This window comes from Bacillus sp. JJ864, assembly GCF_036963045.1.
GTDB lineage: Bacteria > Bacillota > Bacilli > Bacillales > Bacillaceae_G > Bacillus_A > Bacillus_A pseudomycoides_C.
The window spans coordinates 1-22,619 of sequence record NZ_JBALLY010000160.1 but is presented as its reverse complement, the minus strand read 5'-3'; the positions used below and the strand labels follow the sequence as shown (position 1 = coordinate 22,619).

The 22,619-nt window shown below is 33.8% G+C and carries 21 protein-coding genes and 2 pseudogenes; 10 read left to right on the top strand and 13 right to left on the bottom strand.

The genetic code is table 11. From position 1 onward, the window contains the following. The first annotated feature begins 427 nt into the window (after positions 1–427). Positions 428–844, top strand: a complete 417-nt coding sequence (locus V7024_RS21085; RefSeq protein ID WP_335523557.1) for an S-Ena type endospore appendage — start codon at positions 428–430, stop codon at positions 842–844. A gap of 210 nt (positions 845–1,054) precedes the next feature. Here the strand turns inward: V7024_RS21085 and V7024_RS21080 are convergent, their stop codons facing one another. The 4 genes from V7024_RS21080 to V7024_RS21065 form a co-directional block, all read right to left on the bottom strand. After that, positions 1,055–1,921: an MBL fold metallo-hydrolase gene (locus tag V7024_RS21080; RefSeq protein WP_335523555.1), complete on the bottom strand. Its 867-nt coding sequence runs from the start codon at positions 1,919–1,921 to the stop codon at positions 1,055–1,057. A 1,203-nt stretch (positions 1,922–3,124) separates the two neighbouring features. Continuing rightward, positions 3,125–3,955 (bottom strand): DUF3974 domain-containing protein, encoded by an 831-nt coding sequence (locus V7024_RS21075; RefSeq protein ID WP_335523551.1) that lies wholly within the window; start codon positions 3,953–3,955, stop codon positions 3,125–3,127. 23 nt (positions 3,956–3,978) lie between these two features. Beyond that, on the bottom strand, positions 3,979–5,082 hold the full coding sequence (locus V7024_RS21070) for a toxic anion resistance protein (RefSeq protein WP_335523549.1): 1,104 nt from the start codon (positions 5,080–5,082) through the stop codon (positions 3,979–3,981). A gap of 206 nt (positions 5,083–5,288) precedes the next feature. Next, positions 5,289–5,876, bottom strand: a complete 588-nt coding sequence (locus V7024_RS21065; RefSeq protein ID WP_335523546.1) for an O-methyltransferase — start codon at positions 5,874–5,876, stop codon at positions 5,289–5,291. Positions 5,877–6,039: 163 nt separating this feature from the next. Here V7024_RS21065 and V7024_RS21060 point away from each other — a divergent pair. From V7024_RS21060 to V7024_RS21040, 5 genes and pseudogenes are all read left to right on the top strand, one after another. Next, a pseudogene (locus V7024_RS21060) lies at positions 6,040–7,303 on the top strand (HD domain-containing protein). 178 nt (positions 7,304–7,481) lie between these two features. After that, positions 7,482–8,659, top strand: a pseudogene (locus V7024_RS21055) (IS3 family transposase). Between the two features lie 61 nt (positions 8,660–8,720). Beyond that, positions 8,721–9,080 (top strand): hypothetical protein, encoded by a 360-nt coding sequence (locus V7024_RS21050; protein ID WP_335523541.1) that lies wholly within the window; start codon positions 8,721–8,723, stop codon positions 9,078–9,080. Positions 9,081–9,479: 399 nt separating this feature from the next. Further along, positions 9,480–9,683 (top strand): hypothetical protein, encoded by a 204-nt coding sequence (locus V7024_RS21045; protein WP_335523538.1) that lies wholly within the window; start codon positions 9,480–9,482, stop codon positions 9,681–9,683. A gap of 442 nt (positions 9,684–10,125) precedes the next feature. Then, positions 10,126–10,488 (top strand): hypothetical protein, encoded by a 363-nt coding sequence (locus tag V7024_RS21040; protein WP_335523535.1) that lies wholly within the window; start codon positions 10,126–10,128, stop codon positions 10,486–10,488. A 66-nt stretch (positions 10,489–10,554) separates the two neighbouring features. Here the strand turns inward: V7024_RS21040 and V7024_RS21035 are convergent, their stop codons facing one another. From V7024_RS21035 to V7024_RS21010, 6 genes are all read right to left on the bottom strand, one after another. Continuing rightward, the gene (locus tag V7024_RS21035) at positions 10,555–10,914 is read right to left on the bottom strand and encodes an ArpU family transcriptional regulator (RefSeq protein ID WP_335523533.1); all 360 of its coding nucleotides are present in this window, start codon (positions 10,912–10,914) and stop codon (positions 10,555–10,557) included. Between the two features lie 505 nt (positions 10,915–11,419). Continuing rightward, positions 11,420–11,620: a hypothetical protein gene (locus V7024_RS21030; protein WP_335523530.1), complete on the bottom strand. Its 201-nt coding sequence runs from the start codon at positions 11,618–11,620 to the stop codon at positions 11,420–11,422. Between the two features lie 36 nt (positions 11,621–11,656). Next, the gene (locus V7024_RS21025; RefSeq protein ID WP_335523528.1) at positions 11,657–12,352 is read right to left on the bottom strand and encodes a sigma-70 family RNA polymerase sigma factor; all 696 of its coding nucleotides are present in this window, start codon (positions 12,350–12,352) and stop codon (positions 11,657–11,659) included. Between the two features lie 849 nt (positions 12,353–13,201). Continuing rightward, positions 13,202–13,561: a hypothetical protein gene (locus V7024_RS21020; protein ID WP_335523526.1), complete on the bottom strand. Its 360-nt coding sequence runs from the start codon at positions 13,559–13,561 to the stop codon at positions 13,202–13,204. A gap of 72 nt (positions 13,562–13,633) precedes the next feature. Next, positions 13,634–14,434 carry a DUF6414 family protein gene (locus V7024_RS21015; RefSeq protein ID WP_335523523.1) on the bottom strand — a complete coding sequence of 267 codons (801 nt, stop codon included), beginning with the start codon at positions 14,432–14,434 and terminating at the stop codon, positions 13,634–13,636. Positions 14,435–14,584: 150 nt separating this feature from the next. Continuing rightward, positions 14,585–15,292, bottom strand: a complete 708-nt coding sequence (locus V7024_RS21010; RefSeq protein WP_335523521.1) for a DNA alkylation repair protein — start codon at positions 15,290–15,292, stop codon at positions 14,585–14,587. 388 nt (positions 15,293–15,680) lie between these two features. Between V7024_RS21010 and V7024_RS21005 the strand changes: the two genes are divergently transcribed. After that, entirely contained in the window at positions 15,681–16,520 is an 840-nt protein-coding gene (locus V7024_RS21005; RefSeq protein WP_335523558.1) for a metallophosphoesterase family protein, read from the top strand. A gap of 344 nt (positions 16,521–16,864) precedes the next feature. Here the strand turns inward: V7024_RS21005 and V7024_RS21000 are convergent, their stop codons facing one another. Continuing rightward, on the bottom strand, positions 16,865–17,338 hold the full coding sequence (locus V7024_RS21000; protein ID WP_335523519.1) for a GNAT family N-acetyltransferase: 474 nt from the start codon (positions 17,336–17,338) through the stop codon (positions 16,865–16,867). A gap of 283 nt (positions 17,339–17,621) precedes the next feature. On the opposite strand from V7024_RS21000, the gene zwf reads away from it, so the two are divergent. Both zwf and V7024_RS20990 read left to right on the top strand, forming a co-directional pair. After that, positions 17,622–19,136 (top strand): glucose-6-phosphate dehydrogenase, encoded by a 1,515-nt coding sequence (gene zwf / locus V7024_RS20995; protein WP_335523516.1) that lies wholly within the window; start codon positions 17,622–17,624, stop codon positions 19,134–19,136. Next, a complete protein-coding gene (locus V7024_RS20990) occupies positions 19,123–19,743 on the top strand; it encodes a cyclase family protein (RefSeq protein ID WP_335523514.1) in 621 nt (206 codons plus the stop codon). Before zwf ends, V7024_RS20990 begins: the two co-directional genes overlap by 14 nt. An 88-nt stretch (positions 19,744–19,831) precedes the next feature. Here the strand turns inward: V7024_RS20990 and gnd are convergent, their stop codons facing one another. Then, positions 19,832–20,737 carry a phosphogluconate dehydrogenase (NAD(+)-dependent, decarboxylating) gene (gene gnd, locus V7024_RS20985; protein ID WP_335523512.1) on the bottom strand — a complete coding sequence of 302 codons (906 nt, stop codon included), beginning with the start codon at positions 20,735–20,737 and terminating at the stop codon, positions 19,832–19,834. A 221-nt stretch (positions 20,738–20,958) separates the two neighbouring features. Between gnd and V7024_RS20980 the strand changes: the two genes are divergently transcribed. Continuing rightward, positions 20,959–21,696 carry an alpha/beta hydrolase family protein gene (locus tag V7024_RS20980; protein ID WP_335523510.1) on the top strand — a complete coding sequence of 246 codons (738 nt, stop codon included), beginning with the start codon at positions 20,959–20,961 and terminating at the stop codon, positions 21,694–21,696. A 24-nt stretch (positions 21,697–21,720) separates the two neighbouring features. Here the strand turns inward: V7024_RS20980 and V7024_RS20975 are convergent. After that, positions 21,721–22,619, bottom strand: an 899-nt coding sequence (locus V7024_RS20975; protein WP_335523508.1) for an RNA-guided endonuclease InsQ/TnpB family protein, incomplete at its 5' end; no start/stop codon positions are given.

Genomic DNA, 22,619 nt, shown 5'->3' with positions numbered 1-22,619 from the left:
TATCTTGACGTAGTATCAAGTTGCTGTATTTGATAATACTGGTGGGCCAATACTTTCTGGTTACGTTACTTTAACTAACTTTTCTACAAGCAGTAGTACTGCTTTTTTAGCAAATAATGGTACAAACATTATATCCGCATTGAACCAAGGAGATAGCAAAACTGTTTATGTAGCAAACATAGGAACATTGGTTGCTTTTTCTGGTGCTGCTGGTCAGCCTGTTACTGGTAGAGTTTGTGTTGACGCTTCTAGACGAGTAGCCTAACCTATGAAAAGATATTAATCCATTTTCGGGTTAATATCTTTTTTAAATCACTGTACTTTTCTCAACTTCTTACTAATTATTCCCTATTACTTGTTAACGTATATGTGATTGTTAAATATTATATAGTACGTATTTATATTATTTAGAAATGAGGCATTGTACATGACAAGAAACCTTTGTAATTCTATGCCAATTCATTATCCGATTGGAATACCTTGTTCTTTCCCTGTTCCGATTTGTGATCCACCCCAAAAACCGCAAGAAGAATGCAAAGTTGTATGTAATGACATTTGCGGTAACTTTTTACTTAGAGATAATTTTACTTTCCTAAAAGTTTGGGAAAAGAAAGTCCATAATTCTATTACTGGTACCGTCACGGTTTATAATGATATACAGAGCTCACTTGTTGAAGTGAATGTGGAACACCATACAGGAAACCCTATTCTTTTCACAATTCCCCCTGGAAATTCGGTTTCTAAAACGATTCAAAATATCAAAGCAATTACAATTCGCCTTATCGAACCTGGTAGCGCAAACGGAAAATTCTGCTTAGATATATGTTTTGCTATAGACTGTTAGGATGAATAGATTTGTAGTAAACGTCAAGCAACTCTAAAAGCAATCTTTATTGTATATTTTGGAGTTACTTGACGTTTACGATGATGATACATTCGCCATCAGCGTGTATTTCTCAGCCGCGCCCTATTTCTCTTGCATATATATATGAGCCTCTCTCTAAAAGAGTGGCTCTATTGTATTTAATGTCGTTCTTCGGAATGGAGTAGTATGTTACAAGTTAACCATTTCATAACCATTTACAAAGTACTCTATTGTTTCTAACTCATCTTCGTTTAATTCTCTATCAAGTTCTTGTTTATACGCCGTTTTTATTTTTTCTGCATCGCCTTTATGTATTTCCGTGTAGGTACCTACTGTTTTTAGCAAACGAATCTCTTGCAAAAATTCATTTCTATCAATTGCTTTCCCATGTGAAAGAATATAGGTCTCAGCATCAAATTTCTCTAATTCTTGTATTAATTCAAACGTTCGTTTCGTTGTATAGTTCCACTTCGAAGAAAAAATATCTGCATAGATACAATCTCCTAAAAACAATATCTTTTCTTCTTTAATATAAATGACAACGGCGTCATGTGAATGGTCACCCCCCACATGCTTTAACACACATGTCACATCACCAAGGTCTAATTCAAGTTGCTTCTGAAACGTTAATGACGGTAAGACAATTTGAATATTTCTTGGTTGTTCACTGAATTCTTTTTTTATACAAGTAGCACAAAATTCAATTTCTGTACCTTCTTTTACTCGTGTGTCCAAGGCCTCGTCTGTCCATTCATAAGAAACGAGTGTACTCATCTCTTTTTTTGTTTCACTATGTGCGATGGACAAAGCATTTTTTAATACAGGCAACCCAAAAATATGATCCCAATGCCAGTGTGTTAATGCAACGAAATCAGGATTTGAGATGTTTTGTTCGTTTAGCATTTCTAAAAACAAATGTGCATGTGCTTCTGAATTACCTGCATCTATCATCAAAGTCTTTTCTTTTCCAACTACCATTCCTAAGATAGGTCTATCTGTTTCAGAAACAGGTGTCATATACCAAAATGAATGTCCTATTTTTTTAATTTGCTGCATAACTATTGCCTCCATTTATGACTGTGTAAGAATTGTGACCCAAGAAATTTCTTAGCTTTGTATTTTGATTACTAGCAAACGAATACATCAAAATATAATCATTCATCATATTTTTCATCTAACACAATACAAATACTAATGATCATTTTTTCGTTGAATAAAATTCCCCTGTTGTAACAGAACTAATTGTTTGTCTAGATACCCCTACCATTTGAGCTAATTCAGACAGGAATATTTTTTCTCAGCTCTTGTTACTATTAATCTATATTGCGGTACGAACTCACCTTTCAATTATATTGATTATATTACAATGCATATAAATGAGATACATTTAACTATTACTTTTAGAAACAATCTTTTCTTACTCCATTTCAGCAACCACTAGCATTGATTGTTAAGGTTCCTTAAAGCATCTGCAATGTCGTCTATGTAAAATGACAATAAAGTTATTTAATTTTAAAAGCTCAAACAAGCATAACCCCGTTCTAAATTTAGAACGGGGTAAAAATATAGTTGTTTAATCTTGATGTAAGATACTTCACTGCACTAAAAAATATAACAATAAAGTCGTTTGAAAATCTAAGTTTTATTCAACAATCGCGTTTGTTTCTGGAAGATAGCTATTTATGAATAATTGTTTCCTTTCTTGCTATAAATTTCATAAGCAAAAAATCCAAATAAATAGCCTATTCCAGCTACTTAAAATTTTATTTCGTTAAATGGCCCGATTGTTGAATAGAATGACCCGCATTTTTTAACGACTTTATTCTAAATAAAACAACTTTCTTATCACTTAACAGTCTAATCGTTTCATTTTTTCTTGTGTAAGTTCATTCTTATATATTTTACGATAATCTTCTGTTGTAAGTTCTAATGTGAGAAAAGATACATCCAATACGCAACTTCATGTGAACCAATTTGATATCCGTCCAACACAATCAGCGATGTCATGTTGAAACATATTTTATGAATTCATTTCCCAAGCGATAAATTCCTTGTGTTCAATAAGAAGATATTAAAAATTCCGGAAATTTTTTTCCGGTGAGCAACGTTTGTTATTCATTTGCAATTGTACAAAAAGTGGTTTATTATGATTTTCTTTTAGGTTATATATGGGTTTATTATCATTACGGTACATGAAATTTTTATTGTTTTTACTCCTAAACTAAACAAGTGAGCATTGATATATCAATGCTCACTTGTTTAGTTCTTAAATTTTTCTTTAGCCGCACGCATCTTCACTTGTAAATCGTGATCGACAGCGTTGCGAATGTTACGTTCTACTGCTTCCATCTCTTTTTGAAATCCTTTTAGATAGATCGTAAGTTCTTCTTCTTTCTCTGAACGCTGCGCCGGTGGTATTTGCGCAATGAGTGATAACATATCTACTAAGTCTTTCATTAAGAAAGTCTCGAGTTTATGTTGCTGTTCAAACATACGATTTTCTTGATAGTACGGAATCGCTTGCAGTACAGAGATTGTCACATCATCAATACATCTTTGCAATGATGGATTTACTGAACGTTTATACATTTCAATATGTTTTAATGCGTCTGGATATCGGTCAAAAAAGTACAACTTGTAAAACGAGAAATCTGTTGGCTTGGATGGTTGCTGTAATTCTCGCTTCAAGAATTCTTTTACTTTCATCGTCGTCATTTCCATATCTTCACTTGTAACTTGCTTTGTTGTTTTTACAGTGTAGTGAAGTTTTTTCTGTTTTTCCTTCGGCAACATAGAAAAAACTTGTTCTTTTGTGCGCTCGTTAGTTGTACAAAAAAGAACGGTGAACGCTTTTTGACTACTGCTTCCTTCCGTACGAATCCAGCGGTAAAACAACGGATGCTGTGTGAATTCTTGTAAGAAAGGTACTGTGCTGTGCGATAAACGCTCCATTGAGTCTGTCGCTCGTTTATACGGTTTTGTCCATGATACAAAAAATTTCCGGCCAAAATAAGCAAGTAAAATTACTGCTGTAAGTCCTATCAAAAGGACTATGCCGATAAGTAACAAAATAAATTCAAAGAAACCCATGTTTTCACCTCCTCTATTGCAGTCTATTTAGTTGGACGCTGAATGAGCTTCTTTTTCATTTCATCGTTGAACGTGTCTAGTTCTTTTACAAACATTTTACTTGATTCAATAATACGTTCTGTTGATTTTTCAGACGCTTCAATCGCCGCAAATACGTTTTGGAATGATTCGCGAAGTTTCTCCATGCCGATTGCTGGATTTTCTAACAACTTAGTCGTTTCTTCTGTATTTTGCTTTAACGCCTGTGAATTACTTAATATCATTGATTCGATTGCTTCATTTGTTGCATTCACAGCGTCAATTGTTTTCCTTTGATTCGTTAACGCCAATTGAATAGCTGCTGAAACTGTAACAACGTTTTGCGTCATTGTAATTGCATTTCGAATCGCTTCTGTTAATTTTTCATTATTTTTCTTAATAATATCAACAGAGGCAATTGATTGCAGTAACACACTCTTTGCTTGCTGCATATTACGCGTACGTACAAGTATCTTTTCTAGCGCATCGTTAATTAATGGAACATCTTTTTGCCGCTCTGGGTTTTGTTTTTCTACTTCCAACATATCCGCAAGCTTCTTCCCTAAATACACTTGTTTATCAAGCGCATGAATCTTTTGCTCGGATTGTTCTTTTAACATTTCTAAACCGATGCTGTCTTCTCGTAAATTATCACGACCGACTAATAGCGCTTTTATAATCTCTTCAATTTGTTTATCAATGGATTGATATTTATGAACATACGTTTCCATCGGATTTTTCTTAAATACTTTGAACATAATTCGTTTCATACCAGATGCATTTAGTGAATTCGGATTTAATTCTGAAACAACTTTACGTAAATCAAGTAATGTTTTAGGAATATCCTCATTTTTCCCATTCATCATCGCCGTTACTGGACGTTTTAATGCCGTTAATGTCTGTCCTGCATCACGTTGTTCTTTATCTCCTAAATCAGCAAGTTGTGCCAGTACTTTTGAAAGATCTGCATTATGTTCACTATTTAACTTTTGTACATACAAATCTGCTTCTTTATTTAGTTCAGCTAATTCCTCATCTTTAATGACTGAATCTACTACTATTTCTATATTGTCCTGTGATAAGATTTCCTTCTTTTGCAATTCCGTCAACAAAATCGCTCCTTTATATACATACACTTATAATTATGGTTAGGTGACCATATCTTGAAACGGTCTATATAGCATTCATTCCCCGTTTTATATTATAAGTATACCTATTGTATTTTTAATTGTCCTCAGACTTAAGGCTGAGAAACATCCATTCTTAGGGCGTATTCTTTCGTTTACAAGTTAACAATTCTTCTTGTATATTCTATTTAACTATTTTTCCGCATGACATAAGCACCCATCTTAAAAGGCAATAACACTGTTTCAAACTTCTTCTCTTCTTCGACTAAATCAAAAAAATTCTGTAATTCTTCCGCATGCGAAGTTGCATTATCAACGACGATAATACCTTTAGGCATTAAAATGCGTTTTAAGTCTTCCCACCACCATAAATATTGCGTTCGTTCTGCATCTAAAAAAATAAAATCATACGACTTGTCTAGCTGTTCTGATAAAAATGCCCCAGCTTCTTGATTATGGATATGAATATAGTTTGTGAGGTTTGCCTTTTGGAAGTTTTCATTTGCCTCTGCCACTCGTTTCGATGAAAGTTCAACTGTTGTAACAGTTCCCTTTGTTTCCTCTACAGCATTAGCAAGCCATATTGTAGAAAATCCATTTGATGTTCCAATTTCTAATATGTGTTTTGCGTCACGCATTTTCACCATAATGGATAAAAACTGCCCCATTTCTTTAGATACATTACGCAATCTTTCTTCTCTCGTTTCTTTTGTGTGATCATGTTCTAATCCGAATACTTCAAGATCTTGCAGTACTTTTTCTACTTCTATTCTCATACATATTCCCCTTTCATCTCTAAACATGAAAAATAGTATATGGATGATGTCAAAAATATGATGTAGGTCTACCTACAATTATATGCTATTAGAAAGGCTTTTTCCTGTGTGAAGGCGAACTATTATTCCTTAATTAAAAAAATAAAAAAATGAAGGTGAATTCGTGAAAGAACAACTGATTCATAAAGCTACTTATTTAACTAAAAATGAATTTGAGAAGTTTCAACTTGCTATTTCATTCGCTGAACAAGCACATGAAGGACAATTTCGCATATCCGGAGAACCATATATTCTACATCCTTTTGCTGTTACAGACATATTGCTAGATTGCAAGGCCGACTGTGTAACATTAATTTCGGCATTATTACATGATGTCGTAGAAGATACCAATTATACATTGGAAGATATACAAAAACACTTTGGAAATGAAGTTTCTTATATAGTCGATGGACTAACGAAAGTGGATAAAAAATCTGTACAAAATAAAGAAGAATTTGAAGCAATTAATTTCAAAAAATTACTTATGGCTGCACAAAAAGACATTCGAGTGATAATTATAAAAGTAACTGACCGTCTTCACAATATGAGAACACTGCAAGTAAAAAATAAACATAAACAAGTTCCTTATGCAAACGAAACACTAAAGATATTTGCTCCACTTTGCCATAAGCTACATTTAAAAACGATACAATATGAATTAGAAGATCTTGCATTTTTTTATCTCCATAATCAAAAGTACAAAGGCATGAAACAACTTTTACAAAATTATAATCAAATATTACGCCGTCTAACAGATACGATTTCTACAGACATGCAAAGCTTTCATGACGAACTATTAACATGGCACCTGGATTATGAAATAAGTCCTATTAATACTGCTTATTCTCGTCTGCAAGTCATTCAAGATGTAACTATGATTTCAAAAATTCATATTACAACTTCATCCATTTTAGATTGTTATAAAATTCTTAGAATGGTACATCAATTATACGAACCAATTCCACATCAATTTGAGGATACCATTTCCATCAAAAGCAATTTATTTAATAAATGTTTGCAAACAAAGGTCAAAATCGAAAATCACGAGATGACTATCTGGATTCAAACTGAAGATAGTAAACGAAGATATGATGAAGGTATTTTTCCTTTACTTTCAAGCGATATGACGCATTCTCAAGTAGAACAGCTATCTACACAGCTTATGGATGATACAATTCTAAACAATATAGAATTAACAAAAGATGCGCTCGCTTTTTATGATTTAGTTTCCTACGAACTCTTTCAAGATACAATCGTTGTTTTCACACCTAGATATTGTTGAAATGATAATTGATTCTCCTACCATGCATCTTGAGGCAAAATGGTTGGATTTCGCTAATACTTCTAAAGCACAGTTGGCAATTCATAAAGCATTGCATAAGGAATAACTTTTTTCATACAGTTAAACCGACATAAGATTATTAATTCTGCATAACTACACGTTCTCTCTAATAAGCTCGAAATATAAAAAAATCACCCAGTGGTATTATCCCCTTTAAGTAGACATTCAAAAAAAACCTTCATGATAAGATGAAGGAAAGAATGAAACTTGGAGGGGATTTTTCTATGGCGAAAAAGGGACAACAATTTCAATCCTACACGGAAGAATTTAAATTAAATGCTGTTAAAGCCTATGTGAATGGATCTGAAAGTTATCAAAAACTTTCTGAACGATTAGGTATTCGAAATTGTACACAATTAAAAGTGTGGGTAAAAAAGTGGAAAAATGGAGAAGCATTTGCTGAACGCAAGGGAGACACTTCACCGTTTAGAGGACGACCACGTACAAAATTTAAAACAATTGAGGAAGAAAGAGATTATCTAAAGGCACAGGTAGCCTATCTAAAAAAGCGGTATCCAAATCTAGTAAAGGAGATGAAGTGAGCCAACCTGCCAAATATGAAGTGATTGAGGAACTAAGAGACACATATCCTATCACTTGGTTAATAGAAATTGCTTCTGTACATCCTGCGAGCTACTATAAGTGGCGGGCAACCAGAGCCAAAAGGAAAGAGAGATCGGATGAAGATCAAGATATAAAAGAACATATGATGGGAATTCATTTTCTTCATCCTGAATTCGGATACCCTCGTATGACCACGTTACTGAATGAAAGTGGATATACAGTGAATCATAAAAAAGTGTATCGTCTCATGAAAGAATTAAATATCCAATCTGTCATTCGAAAGAAACGTAAACGTCACGGAAATACTCCTTCAGTCGTATTTCCAAATCGATTAAAAAGAAAATTTAAGGCTTGTGGTCCGAACCAAAAAATGGTGACCGATATTACGTACGTTTCCGATGGTACACGCTTTTATTATCTATCTGTAATTCAAGATTTGTTTAACAATGAGATCGTGGCATGGAAAATATCGAAACGCAATGACTTGCAACTTGTATTAGACACGGTCTCACAATGGACAAATAAAAAAGACGTAGCTGAAGCCGTTCTCCATTCGGATCAAGGCTTTCAGTATACGTCTCATGCATACAACAAGCGATTAGAAGCATATGGCATAAAAGGCAGCCACTCTCGCAAAGGAAACTGCCTAGATAACGCCTGTGTAGAATCCTTCTTTTCGCACCTCAAGACAGAGAAGTTGTATCTACACTAGTGTAAATCAGAAAGTGAGTTAAGACAAGCCATCGAAGATTATATTTACTATTATAATTATCAACGATTTCAATCTAAACTCAATCAGCGTGCGCCGATTGAGTTTAGACACGCACTAGCTGCATAGTTTTTTTATATTGTCTACTTGACAGGGATAAGACCAAAGAGAAGGGTTTTTCTTTTTTCCAATGTTAATTGTTGGTGTACTCTCAGGGTGGAAATCTTTCACATCACTGCAAGATATGCCTAGTGATTTTTGGGGATTATTTTCTTACTATTTTTCTCAAACGGAACATCATATTCAAGGAATGCTTTTGGCTTCAATAACATTCATCACTTTTTTTATACTTGGAAGTTCACTTGTTCATTTATTCTTCACGGAAAGAGATGAATATGCAACATGGGCAGCTGTTTTTTTTCTAGTATTAGGAATCTTTTTTATAGTTGCTAGCCTTTTTTTTCTTGCTTTAAGTACAACATTATTAGTAGTAATTCTTATTCTAGGTTTATTGGTGCTAATTGTTATTTGGGCATTACTTCAAAAGTAAAAAGCATTCAAATGAGTGCTTTTTATTTTTTACAAATTTTCATCAATACAAAAAGAAAAAACTCATACTCCTTATAAAATCACACAACATATAAACTCAACAAAAAGCATAAGCTTGAAGTGCTCTTAACTCCGTCCCCCTCATCAGCTTCCTGCGCAAACAAAGTGCCTGGCGACCTATTAAAAGCATCGCTGTACGGAAACCGTGGGTACACCATTGATAAAGGATAGACGCTTCTCCCAGGGCTTGTTTGCCCTAAGAAAAGCTTAATATCAATCTCATTTTCAAAAATCCCCGAAAATGTCCCCAAAATTATCCCCCATTTTGTCGGGAAATATATTATTTAAACAAACTATATTGTATTATTGTGATGATATTATAAAAGAAAGGTAACCAAACATGGAACTAAATTTCGAACCACTTCGTCCTATTTTTGACACTCTTGCTATGAAACTTGCAATTATACTATTCGTACCACTATTTATAGGCTTATTTGTTAAAATTATTCTTATGCAAGTGATGAAAGAATCAATCGCTGGTAAGATAGCTGCACTTGTTATGTTATTTAGTATGTATCAAGTATTTAAAATAGTCGCAGGATAAAACAGAATTTTAAAGGGGAGCTCTATTAAAGAGCTTCTTTTATTCTTCCAACAAAAACAACCCTGCCAAAAAGCAGAGTCAAAGTCGAAAAACATACACCTCTATAAAAGTAATACATTCTATTCATATCTGCAAAACATTAAAATTAAATTTTTCCAAATAGATTCCTGTAAAATATATTGGGATTTTTTCTCAATTATTATCTAAATATTAAAACAAAAAATATTTATTCTAAAATCGCATAATTGATAATCATTTCCATTTAAACGACAGCAATTTAAAAATTAACTCATACAATTGTTTGTAATTTTTATACATTTAATGATAATATTGTAAATTCATGTCGTTTTATATGTGTATACTCTATTATTCATCAAATGTAGACTCGTAATTGTAAGGGAAAAGTAAATCCTTACGTAAAAACATAGGGAGGTTTTATACAATGCAAAAAATGAAAAAACTTGCTGGAATCACATTAGCGGGATTGATTGGATTAGGAACCTTTACAGTATCAGATGTTAGTGCAGCTGAACAAAATTTATCTAATTCAAAAACAAAAATAGCTTTAAACGATAAAGAACGTGCAGCAAAAAATAGTGAAACAAGACTTATGAAGGTAGGAAACTGGGATGTTATATTCGCAGAAAAGTATCGTATTATAAAAGGAAACTCCAAACTTGATCCAATAGATTTTTCTAATGGAAAACTTACATTCAGAGCAGATTCAGAAGGTACGGTAGTGATTGAGGCAACAGATTATAATGGTAATACAACAACATACACAATTAAAATACGTGCAAAATAAAATATAATAACAAGGATACAAGCACTCAATTAATTTGAGTGCTTTCCTAATGTCAACAAACTATTTTCAAATAATCTCCAACGCAGTTGCAATCAATCGAATCGCACTACCCTTTTTTTCATAGTACGGATCGCGATTTATCATCAGTTCATTGTACACATACGTGTCCTTCACTTTTTTATTGCTCAAATACTTCATTTCAATAATTCTACGTTCATCTTCATCTAGTGCAAATAGTAACGCACGTTCTATCTGCTTAAAACGTATCTCATGATCTCCATCTTCTTGAACAGCATATCCTGCTTCGACTCGTTCCTGTCTATTCTGCACACGAACCCGTAGCGCTTTGTAATACTTCAATTCTTTAATAACACGTCTACGCATCTTTTTTTCATCGATGTTTTCGAAGAATGACATTTGTTCCATACGATACGCTTCCCCTCCTGAATAATATTTCAGCCTTTCCATATACTACAGTTAGGACACACCAAGAAATTACAGCTAAGTCCTACCTTTCCCTCTCCAAGGGCGAGCAGTTGACTCTTTGCTAACTGCTCTTTTTACTTTAAATCGGAACAAGTTTTTTTCAGTTTCCCCACACCTTCACAAAGGTAAATCATATATTATATTAAGGCTCGTCTTAATTTACAGCCTTTAATACCCAAGTTTTTCTTATAGCACCCCTCTTAAAAAGAGCACTTATCAAATAGTGCTCTTTTTTGTACAAACTCATTACCCAATAATGTTTTTATAATCCACTTGTTCAATAAATTGTAATATATGGTATTATTCTTTATATACAGCACATGTTATATGCATTATGCATAATGCAACCTCTTGAAAGCTCTAGCTATATTAACGCTAGGGCTTCTCTCTTTTTGTAATCCAATTACAACTTTCTATTCAAATAACACTTTTGTTATAAAACTAATCAATCATCTACGTTTTCTGTTAGCTCCTTTACTTTATTCTTTATAGCTTGCATGTCTTGATACGCACCTAACATATCTTTAGTCTTACAGTTACGTTTACCTAAATGCATCTGTACATTCCATCTAATCGCTTTAAATCTACCTACACTTTTCCGTTGCTTCTCTAATCGAATAACAGTACGCCTACGAACCATTTTCATCATGATTCCTCACTTTGCTATAAAATTCAAATTGTATTATGCAAGACCTTGCTCCTTCCCAAAATCAACAGCCTTGCGCTGGATCCGTTTCAATATCCGTCCAACTTGTACTTGCCCAACCCCCACACGATCAGCTATGCTCTGTTGAATCATGTTGTTCGAATGCATATCCCAAACAAAAAACTCTTTGTTTTCTAACGTGTTTACGAAAGAATCAAGTACCATTCTGTTTTCAATATCTTCTTCCATGCGTTCTGTATGCTTATCTACAAGTGTTTTCTCTAATGTAATATCTTTATCTTCACCAGAATCATTCATCACTTTATTTAATGACAATGCGCCAGGTTGATAACGTAAAGCCATTTTTACTTCATCAATAGTTGTGTCTAACTCAGACGCGATTTCTTCTGCTTTACTATCATTCAAACCTTGCTGCAGTATTTTCCCTCTCAATTCATATTTAGGCCTTGTTGCTTTTACTTTCGAACAATCACGAATTGCCCTTCCTATTTCACTATATATCTGATAGAACGCATACATGGAAAATTGATATCCTAATCTATAATCAAAAGTTTTTCTTGCTTTAATTAAACCAATCATGCCAACTTGCACTAAATCTTCTAGGGCTAAGTTTGTATCATTTTCAATAGAGTCCAATCTCTTCCCGTATTTCTTCCAAACTAAATGATGAATAAGCTTCGCATATTTCTCCATAAATTCATCATCAGACATGGCTTGTACATCTTCAATAACATCAACCGTTTCCCCTCCTATTCCATGTCTTTGTAGTCCCTATCCAAATGCCTTCCTTCTGCCATTACTGCTTTAATTTCGAAATATATGAGCCACTTCGGTCACACATAATACTGATATCTTTATCCGGAATAGTTTGCTCATTCATTTGACGAACTTTTTCAGCTGTTAACCCTGCTGGTATGTCTTTTTAGGTCCACGGTGCTCAAGATGACCTGAATCAAAATACCTACCCAACTGGCGTAATTCTTTACCAGTTGAGCAAATAGAACAAACACTAATACTAAAACATTCATCAACCGAACGATTGTAATAACACCGTCTACATTTATTTTCGATAATATCGCCAATTTCGTATGTGAGTTTTGTGCGTACCTGTTTTGGAGTACCTACACATTTTTCAAGCGCTTTAACAACCTCTTTTCTTCTGGAAAGCTCCCGAATGGATTGAATAAAAAATTAATGTAAAGAAAAGCACATTCAGCGGTTCTATAATAAATTAAATGAAAGTATATCTTCAAACACGAGTAATTTAGTCCACATACCACTAAGTGCAGCTTAGAATCAAGAAGTTAAATTTAAATTAAATTCATTCAATCCGGCTATAATGGTAGAAAGTTCGAGAAAAGAAAAAACCTCATTCCAGGTTTGGAATAAGGAAGAAGTAAAACATTTTATAAATGCATCTCAAACATCATGACTTCACACCGCTTATTTATTAGCAATTTCTAGTAGTCAGAAACCGCGTCATATCAACGCTTTTGGCGTTTTTTTTTAAAAGGGTGATACAATTACAAATCTTGTATCACCCTTTATCCAACACAAATATTAATCTCTCATACGTTTCCGAATATCTGCTGCTACCTTAGTAGGATTATCAATTTCAAAAACAACATACTTATATTTTTCGTGACCTTCTAATTCAATCATGACAAGAGGTACTCTATTTTCATAGGAAAGAAAATACCATTCATCAGCATATTTAAAACTTCCCTCGAAAATGTTAAGGGCAGGAATTGATGTTCCAGGCATGCGAAGCATCCACTGCGGAGCATCAAAATAGTCTACAATCACACTTTCAATTGTATGAAATGGCATTTTTAAAGATAGTTTCACCGCAAAAAAACCAGTTACTCCATTTAATTTTAAAATTACCGCTTCGTCATCAAAGCACACTTCTCTCCCCATGTTCTCCCCCCTAGCTTTTATACGCCCATCATATAAATTGTAACATAGGGAGAAAATGTTAAACATGTAACCTTATTCGAAATACATAGCAACAGGTGAAATGATATAGTTATTCGCTGCAACAACTCCAAATCCCCCAAGCAAATTTGTAGGAAATCCTAAAAATTCATGTAAAATTTCGCTTGGCTGCTTATCTACCAAGTTCGAATAGTCTAGCGAATTTATTTCTTTTTTATTTATTTTTTTTGTTATTTTTCCAATAAGGGTAATTTCAACTGATGCATCTGCTGAACCATATTTAAAAGCGAGTTCCCCTATGCTCTCTGTTAAATAGCACTCCTTAACTGGTATTAAACAATTATCCATCTTTATAAATGAGCTATATGGAATAGCCTCTTTAATGTATACCAACATATCTTTCACTGAATGAATCTTATTCTTTTGCACACTCACCATATTCTCGTATGTTTTTTCAAGTTCATTCAGAAAAACACTTCTTTGTTCAAGTGTTAATGTTTGTTCAAGGATAGTTTGTACTTCTATATTTTTTGCTTCTTCTAGTTTATTAAAGAGAAATTTAATAAATTTATCATTTATCATTTTTTGAACAACATCAAAATTTATTGGTTGAAAACTTGAGGTAAACTTGACATATGTACCTGGAGTCACTTCTTCGCTGTCTTTCTGCTCTTTAAAATTAACTAAAGAAGAATTTTTAAGAAGATAATCTTCAAATTCATTTAGAGCACTATACTGCTGCCCTAGCGTATTTTCCTTTACCTCTATACTTTTCGTCGTACCGATCAATTCATTATTTATTTGTGCAATAAAAGAATGGATAACATCCTTATCTAAATATACCAACTCTTTCAAAAATAGTTCCTCCTAAAAAACATTTATTTATTCAGTTATTATAATATCTTTTTGTATACATAGATATAGATTTACGAATTAATATCTATGTATTTTAACAAAAAGAGTGTCAATCCTTCTTGGATCAACACCCCGATACTAAGCTGATTTTTAACATCTTACATATTTACGTTTGAAACCAAGCCTTCCTCTATCAATTTCTTTATGAATACTTTCGTAAGCATTTAGGAAGCTGCTTTTTTTCTTGTCCCGTTTTACTTCTACTGTACCTACTTCCTTTGCGGTCTCGACTGCCTTTTCATGTAGCGGCAAATATGAAATCCCCACGGTGTATAGAAAATTATTCATAGCGGATTTCGTTCGTTCTGGCGAATCATGAATCGTATTTTTCACAATTTCAAGCATATTGGAAATCTTGTTTTCGGAAAATTCATTGTCTAGGCGATTCCCTAAAAGCCAGCAGTAGCAACTCCAGCCCGCTGACATTCTCAGCTCGTCACCGCTTGTAATCCATTTATCAGCAACGTCTTGTGCAAAATCTGACTCTGATAAAGTTACTGCCACCACAAAATCGGACAGCATATAAAAATACGCCCCATCCATCCAACGATCAAAATCCGACTCACTCATAGCTTTTGGGTTTGCAATAATGCCTGCAAAGTACATTGCATCGTAGTTACCTGTGGAATAAAGCTCTTCAGCTAAACGTTGATTTATTTTTATTTTCTTTGCAATTGGTTTCATAGCACCTGTAGCTACGCCAAAAAGCGGCTCGTGCGCACCATTGGATATGTACATTTTTTTAGTTCGTTCCTTACCGAGGGCTTCAAGCTCCTGCATAACTGTTTCGAAATCCATAGTTTTGCACTTCCTTCCTTAATATTAAGACCCTTTTAATTGTAACCAACTAGTTTATATTCTTTTTCAAGTCTTCCATACTTCTCAATTTTACCATTAATCTTATTCAAGTATTCTGCCCGTTAGCTTAATTGTAACTTTTCACAAACAATCTTTAATCAGGATGTCTACTGTCTATAATTCCTCAACAATTTGCCCCGTTTGTTGAACAAAACCTTATAAAAAATAAGATTTCTATGTAATAGCTTAGAAGAGATTGTGAAGGTTTGTATTTAAACTAACGAGACAGCTTGAATGAATTCCATGATATACCATAAAATGATAAAATAAGAATATACATTCTATTTTGATTATACTGTCAATCTTAGGGGGAGGACAAATGAAATACATGAAACATAAAATTGCTTTACTAGCAGATGTCCATGGAAATGCAAGTGCTTTAAAAGCCGTTATCGAAGATTCGATTAAAGAAGGTGTCACTGACTATTGGTTTTTAGGAGATTTAATCATGCCTGGGCCCGGAGCAAATGATTTATTTGAAATATTAGATAGTATTCAAGTTGCTACTTATGTTAAAGGAAACTGGGAAGACAGCTTCCTTGACGTACTGAATAAAGAGATTGATTTTGATAACGCTACTGATATCTATGTTTCTAGGTTAGTTCAGTATCAGTGTGAAAATTTGGATGAAAACTATATTAATCTTATTAAGAATTTACCATTACACCTAACAAAACAAGTTAATAATCTATCTATCAGTGTTAGCCATAATTTACAAAATAAAAATTATGGAGGGGATTTATGGCCCACTAATAATCAAAAAAATTTTGATCAGTTATTTGAGCATGATTACGATATTGCGATTTATGCTCATACCCATCACCAATTGTTACGCTATAGTAGCAATGATCAATTGATTATTAACCCAGGAACTATTGGACAGCCATTTTACAGATGGGACAAGTTACGTTCTGACCTACGTGCTCAGTATGCAATTCTTGAAATTGATGAGACGGGGATTGCTGAGGTGAAATTTAAAAAAATTTCCTATGATGTAGAAAAGGAATTAAAAAACGCTATAAGTAATAAACTTCCTTATATTGACTTATATCAGGAAATGCTCGAGACAGGAAAAACTCATACCCATGATATTGAATTGTTACAAAAGCTCAATGATAGATTTAATTATAAAGATGAGATAATTAATTTTTTTGAAAAAAATTATTAGGAATTTAAGGGAATGAAATGAACCCTGTTCAACTAACGACAAGTTAGTTGAACAAGACATGTACTTATGATAATCCACAATCGGGCGCTATTGTGGATTAAAACTTAGATTTTTAAATGATTTTATTGTTATATTTTTTAGTGTAGTGAAGTATCTTATATCAAGATTAAACAACTATATTTTTAACCCCGTCCTATATTTTGAACGGGGTTATGCTTATTTGATCTTTTAAAATCAAATAACTTTATTGTCATTTTACACATTTCAATTTACATCCTCATGTAAATTAAAATACACCGTAAATATATAAAAGGTATATTAGCTCTATGAAGTTTGTCTATCATCTATTCTTCCCTGTCAATTATAAAGCACAATAAATCTTCTTCTTCATCAAATTTTCCTGCTTCCACAAAACCAAAACTTTTATATAATTGACGAGCAGCATCGTTTTCTTTATGAACTGTTAAGCGAATTTCTTTGCACTGCGGATATTGATTTATAATCCAGTTCACCATCTCGCAAAGCGCCGCTCGGCCGTATCCTTTCCCTTGATGCTTTTCATCAATGATAAAACCATTGATCCAATACATATCATTCGTATTCTCAACAAAAGCATGCATCACAAAACCAATCATCCCCCGCTCTTTTTCATAAATGGCAAAGGGCAGATAATTCACATGATCACCGTCTGGTTTTATATACACTTTAGCAAGCGATACTGATACAGAGGGAACGAAATGATTTTGAGCGTCTTTTACTTTTATATTTAAAGCTTCTTTCCAATTCTCTCTCGTCACTGCTTTTACTTGTACTTCCACCATATATTCTCCCCGCTTGTTCAAGATTGCGTTACCTCTTCTTTACTAAATTCTAAAAGTTCAGTTATGTTTATAGAAAGCACACAAATGTATGGCATCTCCAGTTCTCCTCATCTTTGTATTCATTCTATATTTCTTTATTTTCCAAAGTTCTCCTTCTTTTCTAAGCACTTCTCATCATTCAATACGCTACAGTAAATTATTCATCCTATATCTTACATGTATTACTAAATAAACCACATACTAAGTTTGAACTTATTTACAATAAAGTGAGGCTTATTACATGATAAAAACTCCTAAAGCAATTATTGTTATTTTTGGTGCGACAGGTGATTTAGCAAAGCGTAAATTGTTTCCTTCCATTTATAGACTGTATCGAAGCGGCAAAATCTCTGAGGATTTTGCCGTTGTCGGCGTTGCAAGAAGACCTTGGTCTAATGAAATATTTCGTGAAAATGTCAAACAATCTATTCATCACTTTCCAGATGGTAATGGCAGTCAGGATACATTTGCTTCCCATTTCTACTATCACCCTTTTGATGTAACAAACATTTCTTCTTATCAAGAGCTTAAAAATTTGTTAAGCACACTTGATGAAAGATATAACACGGCGGGAAACCGCATTTTTTATTTAGCAATGGCGCCTGATTTTTTTGGAACAATTGCCACAAATTTAAAATCAGAAGGATTAACTTCTACAGAAGGATGGATTCGATTAATTATAGAAAAGCCGTTTGGACATGACTATGACTCAGCTCAAGAACTAAACAATCAGCTGCGCCTGGCCTTTACAGAAGAACAAATTTATCGGATTGACCATTACTTAGGAAAAGAAATGGTCCAAAATATTAAAGTGATTCGCTTTGCCAATGCTATTTTTGAGCCTCTTTGGAACAATCAATATATTGCCAACGTGCAAATTACTTCAAGTGAAATATTAGGAGTGGAAGATCGAGGACGTTATTATGAATCATCCGGCGCTCTCCGCGATATGGTACAAAATCATATGCTGCAAATGGTCGCTCTTCTTTCGATGGATCCGCCTATTAAGCTAACTGCAGATGAGATTCGCAGCGAAAAAATAAAGATTTTCCGTGCTTTAAAACCGCTTTCAAATAATGAAGTCGAACAATACTTCGTTCGCGGACAGTATGGTCCTGGCATCATAAACGAAAAAAAGGTGGTTGGCTATAATGAAGAAAACGAGGTAGATCTAACATCGAATACAGAAACATTTGTTGCAGGTAAGCTAATGATTGAAAATTTCAAATGGATGGGAGTTCCTTTTTATATTCGAACAGGCAAACGTATGCAAGAAAAATCTACTGAAATTGTTATACAGTTTAAAGATTTTCCAATGAATTTATATTTAAATAAAGAAAGAAAACCTCATCCTAACCTACTCATTATTCATATTCAGCCAGATGAGGGCATTACACTGCATTTAAATGCACAAAAAACAAACAGCAGTGTAACATCAACCCCCATTAGATTAAGCTATTGTAATAACTGTGCAGATAAAATGAATACACCCGAGGCTTATGAAATACTCTTATATGATTGCATGCGTGGTGACTCAACCAATTTTGCACATTGGGAGGAAGTGGCCCTTTCTTGGAAATTTGTTGATGTTATTTCAAATGTTTGGTCAAATAATAAAGCTACAGACTTCCCGAACTATGAATCTGGATCAATTGGTCCTAAGGAATCTGATGCACTATTAGAAAAAGATGATTTTCATTGGTGGCCAACTATAACAACTCGTTTCAAAGGAGAAAGTGACAATGAAAATATATGATATAACAGCATCTATTTTTGAAGGAATGACTGTTTATAAAAATAAACCTGAAAAACAGCCGAAATTTTCTAAAGCCACAAATGCTCACGTAACCGAATCACGTATTGAATTAGATGTTCATACGGGTACACATATTGATGCACCTCTTCATATGATTAATGAAGGAAAAACGTTCGAAACCATTCCATTAGAAAAATTAGTTGGAACTGCTAAAATTTTTGACTTAACAGCAGTTGAAGATGGAATTACAAAAGCTGATTTAGAAAATCTTGATATTCAAGAAAATGATTTTGTTCTATTTAAAACACGAAATTCGTTTGAAAATGAATTTAACTTTAACTTTATTTTTTTAAAAGAGGACGGTGCAAACTATTTAGCAGCCCGAAAAATTAGGGGGATTGGGATAGATGCTCTTGGTGTTGAGCGTAGTCAACCAGGACATCCTACTCATAAAATATTATTTGGCGCAGATATTATCGTTATTGAAGGATTACACTTAAAAGAAGTCTCACCTGACAGTTACTTTATGGTGGCAGCACCATTAAAATTAGTTGGTACAGATGCCTCTCCAGCACGTGTTCTTCTTTTAAAGGATATACAAGTCTGAACTATTTACGTAATCAATAAACAGCCCTATTTCCATTGGAATAGGGCTGTTTAAAATACTTAGATTGGTACAACTTCAATAATACCAACTATTCGTTCTTCTCGTTTTTCTCCACAGCATGACCACCAAATTCATTGCGCAATGCCGCTACTACTTTCCCTGTAAATGTATCGTTTTCTAACGAACGATACCGCATTAGTAATGACATAGCGATAACAGGCGTTGCCGCTTGCAGATCAAGAGCTGTTTCAACTGTCCATTTCCCTTCACCTGAAGAATGCATAATTCCTTTAATTTCATTTAAATTGGCATCTTTAGAAAATGCACGTTCTGTCAGTTCCATAAGCCATGACCGAATAACTGAACCATGATTCCACACTTTTGCTACTTTTTCATAATCATAATCGAATTCACTTTTCTCTAACACTTCAAACCCTTCACCAATGGCAGCCATCATTCCATATTCAATGCCATTATGAACCATCTTTAAAAAGTGACCGCTCCCCGCTTTCCCTGCATATATATAACCATTTTCTACCGCTGTATCCCGAAAAATAGGTTCTACAATAGCCCAAGCTTCCGGATCTCCACCAATCATATAGCAAGCCCCGTGACGCGCACCTTCTGTTCCACCAGATGTTCCTGCATCCATAAAGTGCACTCCAGCTTCTTTGAAGTCATTATAACGTCGAATCGATTCTTTAAAGTGGGAATTACCCGCTTCAATAACAATATCTCCTGGACTTAAAAACGGCTTAATTTCATTCATCACCGAATCAACAACAGCATGTGGAACCATAATCCAAATTATCCTCGGTTTTTCTAATGATTGAATGAGTTCTTCTAATGTAGCGGTACCATTAGCCCCGTAACCTTCTATTTCTTTCACCGCATTTGCATTTAAATCAAAAGCAACTACTTCATGCTTTTTGTCAATTAAATTTTGTCCTAAATTGAGTCCCATTTTCCCTAAACCAATTAAACCAATTTTCATGTTCATTTCCTCCTAAAAATAGAAGTTTTCCTATGTACTTATCTTTCTCCATATTGATAATATATAGTTACTTGAATACATAAACCCTCCCTAAAACTCCTCATCACAAATTACATAAAAATAAACACTTTCCAAATATATTTTGCACAAATTCGTATTAGTAGATACACTGTAACTAAACATTGGAATTGAAATTTTCAAACAATTAAAGGGGTGTTACCATGTATAAGGAACAACTCATGCATTCCAATAACATCAATTATTTATTATTTGAGCCTACACATGATAAGAAACACGTTACAATTATTATTTATCATGGTTGGGGGTCAAGTATATACAATCAAACGTTTCTCGCAAGTATATTAGCTAATTTTGGGTACACTGTTATCATTCCCGAAATTATATACCACGACTCTAGACAACCTTTATCAAATTACTTTTCGAAAACTATTATGGAACAATATTTTTGGAGAACGATTTTGCAATCTGTTGAAGATGTACAAATGTTTATTCATGGGCTTTCTCTTTCTGATCATAAACTGATTGTCCTCGGCAGTTCTATGGGGGGCTTCATTGCATCTGATGCTTTTGTTCAAGAACAACAAATTGATGCTCTAATCAATATAAATGGTTCAGGGGATTGGTTAACTTCTGAAGAAATGTTTCAAAAACAAGGTTCTAACGCTTATAGTGATATCGATGCTATCAAACAATTAGACCCTGTTAACTTTTTACATAATTTGAAAAGTAGACCTATCCTGTTACTTCACGGCCTGGAAGATCAAATTATTTCTCCAATTGGACAGCAAACTTTTTATGAACTAGCCCTAGCATCTGGAAAAGTTGAAAATTCAAATCTCTCACTTACTCTCTATCCTCACATAAATCACTCTATTAGCTTACCGATGCTTGAAAACATCGTAAATTGGATGAATACTTCCCCACTTACCAAAGCTTGAAGTGGGGGGTTCTAACGTTTCGACCTAACGGACGATTAACGTCAGTGGAGTTAACACACTAGCGAGCCGTTTCACGCCTAACCCCTCTACCCCGTCTGTCCATGCATTCGGGACTACTTTTCGTAAAATATTAGCCGCAGCGTTTACGTCTGCGTTGATTTCGATTCCTTTTGCAGAACGATACATACCACGTTTCATTCGTTTTCCTGAAAAAGTTGCATTTTGGTCATTTGTTCCATACGTTGGAATAAAGTCATGATCTAGAAAACTTGCTTTTGATGTATAAGATTCCTCGGTTACAACAACTTGAATACCTACCGCACTCGCTTTGTATGTAATCATTTGAATCAATAAACTATGCGAGATATGGCAAAATGTTTGGTTATTTTTCTTTCCCATATTCGTTTCTTGTTTCCAACTTTTGTTTTGACCAATAACGATTTTACAAACTTCCTCTTCTTGAGCTAGTTTTACAATATAATGACTAGCTTTATGGAAGATGTCTTTTATTTTCAGGTAACGCTTTTGATGAAGTTTTTCTATTCTTTTAGAAGTAAAAGGTCCTTCATTTATTTGTTTACCTTGCCTTAGAACACTTGTAAAATGGCTCTTCATTTTATTGTAATATTGATTTATGCTTTTGACATGTTTGCCTTTAACAAGTACAGGCTTCATACCTGTGTTTGTTACGATGGTTGCAAGGTTATCAATTCCTAAATCAATACTCATATAACGACCATTCTCTTCAACGGATTGTTGTTCTAAAGGAACATCTATCACTAATTCCACCACATATCCATTGTATTTTGGGATAACTCGAACTTGCTTCAGTTTACCTTCAGTAAACCCCAATTTCCCAATGTTTAATTGTAATTTTGTCTTTGGAAACTTTAAAAACTTATCATTTTTAATGACACAATCTT

What these genes read in the sequence shown, in the direction of transcription:
- V7024_RS21025 (WP_335523528.1), bottom strand. Translation starts at nt 12,352, where the DNA reads ATGTCTGATGATGAATTTATGGAGAAATATGCGAAGCTTATTCATCAT.
- V7024_RS21065 (WP_335523546.1), bottom strand. Translation starts at nt 5,876, where the DNA reads ATGAGAATAGAAGTAGAAAAAGTACTGCAAGATCTTGAAGTATTCGGA.
- V7024_RS21005 (WP_335523558.1), top strand. Translation starts at nt 15,681, where the DNA reads ATGAAACATAAAATTGCTTTACTAGCAGATGTCCATGGAAATGCAAGT.
- V7024_RS21045 (WP_335523538.1), top strand. Translation starts at nt 9,480, where the DNA reads ATGGAACTAAATTTCGAACCACTTCGTCCTATTTTTGACACTCTTGCT.
- V7024_RS20980 (WP_335523510.1), top strand. Translation starts at nt 20,959, where the DNA reads ATGTATAAGGAACAACTCATGCATTCCAATAACATCAATTATTTATTA.
- V7024_RS21010 (WP_335523521.1), bottom strand. Translation starts at nt 15,292, where the DNA reads ATGGATTTCGAAACAGTTATGCAGGAGCTTGAAGCCCTCGGTAAGGAA.
- V7024_RS21030 (WP_335523530.1), bottom strand. Translation starts at nt 11,620, where the DNA reads ATGAAAATGGTTCGTAGGCGTACTGTTATTCGATTAGAGAAGCAACGG.
- zwf (WP_335523516.1), top strand. Translation starts at nt 17,622, where the DNA reads ATGATAAAAACTCCTAAAGCAATTATTGTTATTTTTGGTGCGACAGGT.
- V7024_RS21075 (WP_335523551.1), bottom strand. Translation starts at nt 3,955, where the DNA reads ATGGGTTTCTTTGAATTTATTTTGTTACTTATCGGCATAGTCCTTTTG.
- V7024_RS21035 (WP_335523533.1), bottom strand. Translation starts at nt 10,914, where the DNA reads ATGGAACAAATGTCATTCTTCGAAAACATCGATGAAAAAAAGATGCGT.
- V7024_RS21020 (WP_335523526.1), bottom strand. Translation starts at nt 13,561, where the DNA reads ATGGGGAGAGAAGTGTGCTTTGATGACGAAGCGGTAATTTTAAAATTA.
- gnd (WP_335523512.1), bottom strand. Translation starts at nt 20,737, where the DNA reads ATGAAAATTGGTTTAATTGGTTTAGGGAAAATGGGACTCAATTTAGGA.
- V7024_RS21085 (WP_335523557.1), top strand. Translation starts at nt 428, where the DNA reads ATGACAAGAAACCTTTGTAATTCTATGCCAATTCATTATCCGATTGGA.
- V7024_RS21040 (WP_335523535.1), top strand. Translation starts at nt 10,126, where the DNA reads ATGCAAAAAATGAAAAAACTTGCTGGAATCACATTAGCGGGATTGATT.
- V7024_RS21050 (WP_335523541.1), top strand. Translation starts at nt 8,721, where the DNA reads ATGTTAATTGTTGGTGTACTCTCAGGGTGGAAATCTTTCACATCACTG.
- V7024_RS21080 (WP_335523555.1), bottom strand. Translation starts at nt 1,921, where the DNA reads ATGCAGCAAATTAAAAAAATAGGACATTCATTTTGGTATATGACACCT.
- V7024_RS20990 (WP_335523514.1), top strand. Translation starts at nt 19,123, where the DNA reads ATGAAAATATATGATATAACAGCATCTATTTTTGAAGGAATGACTGTT.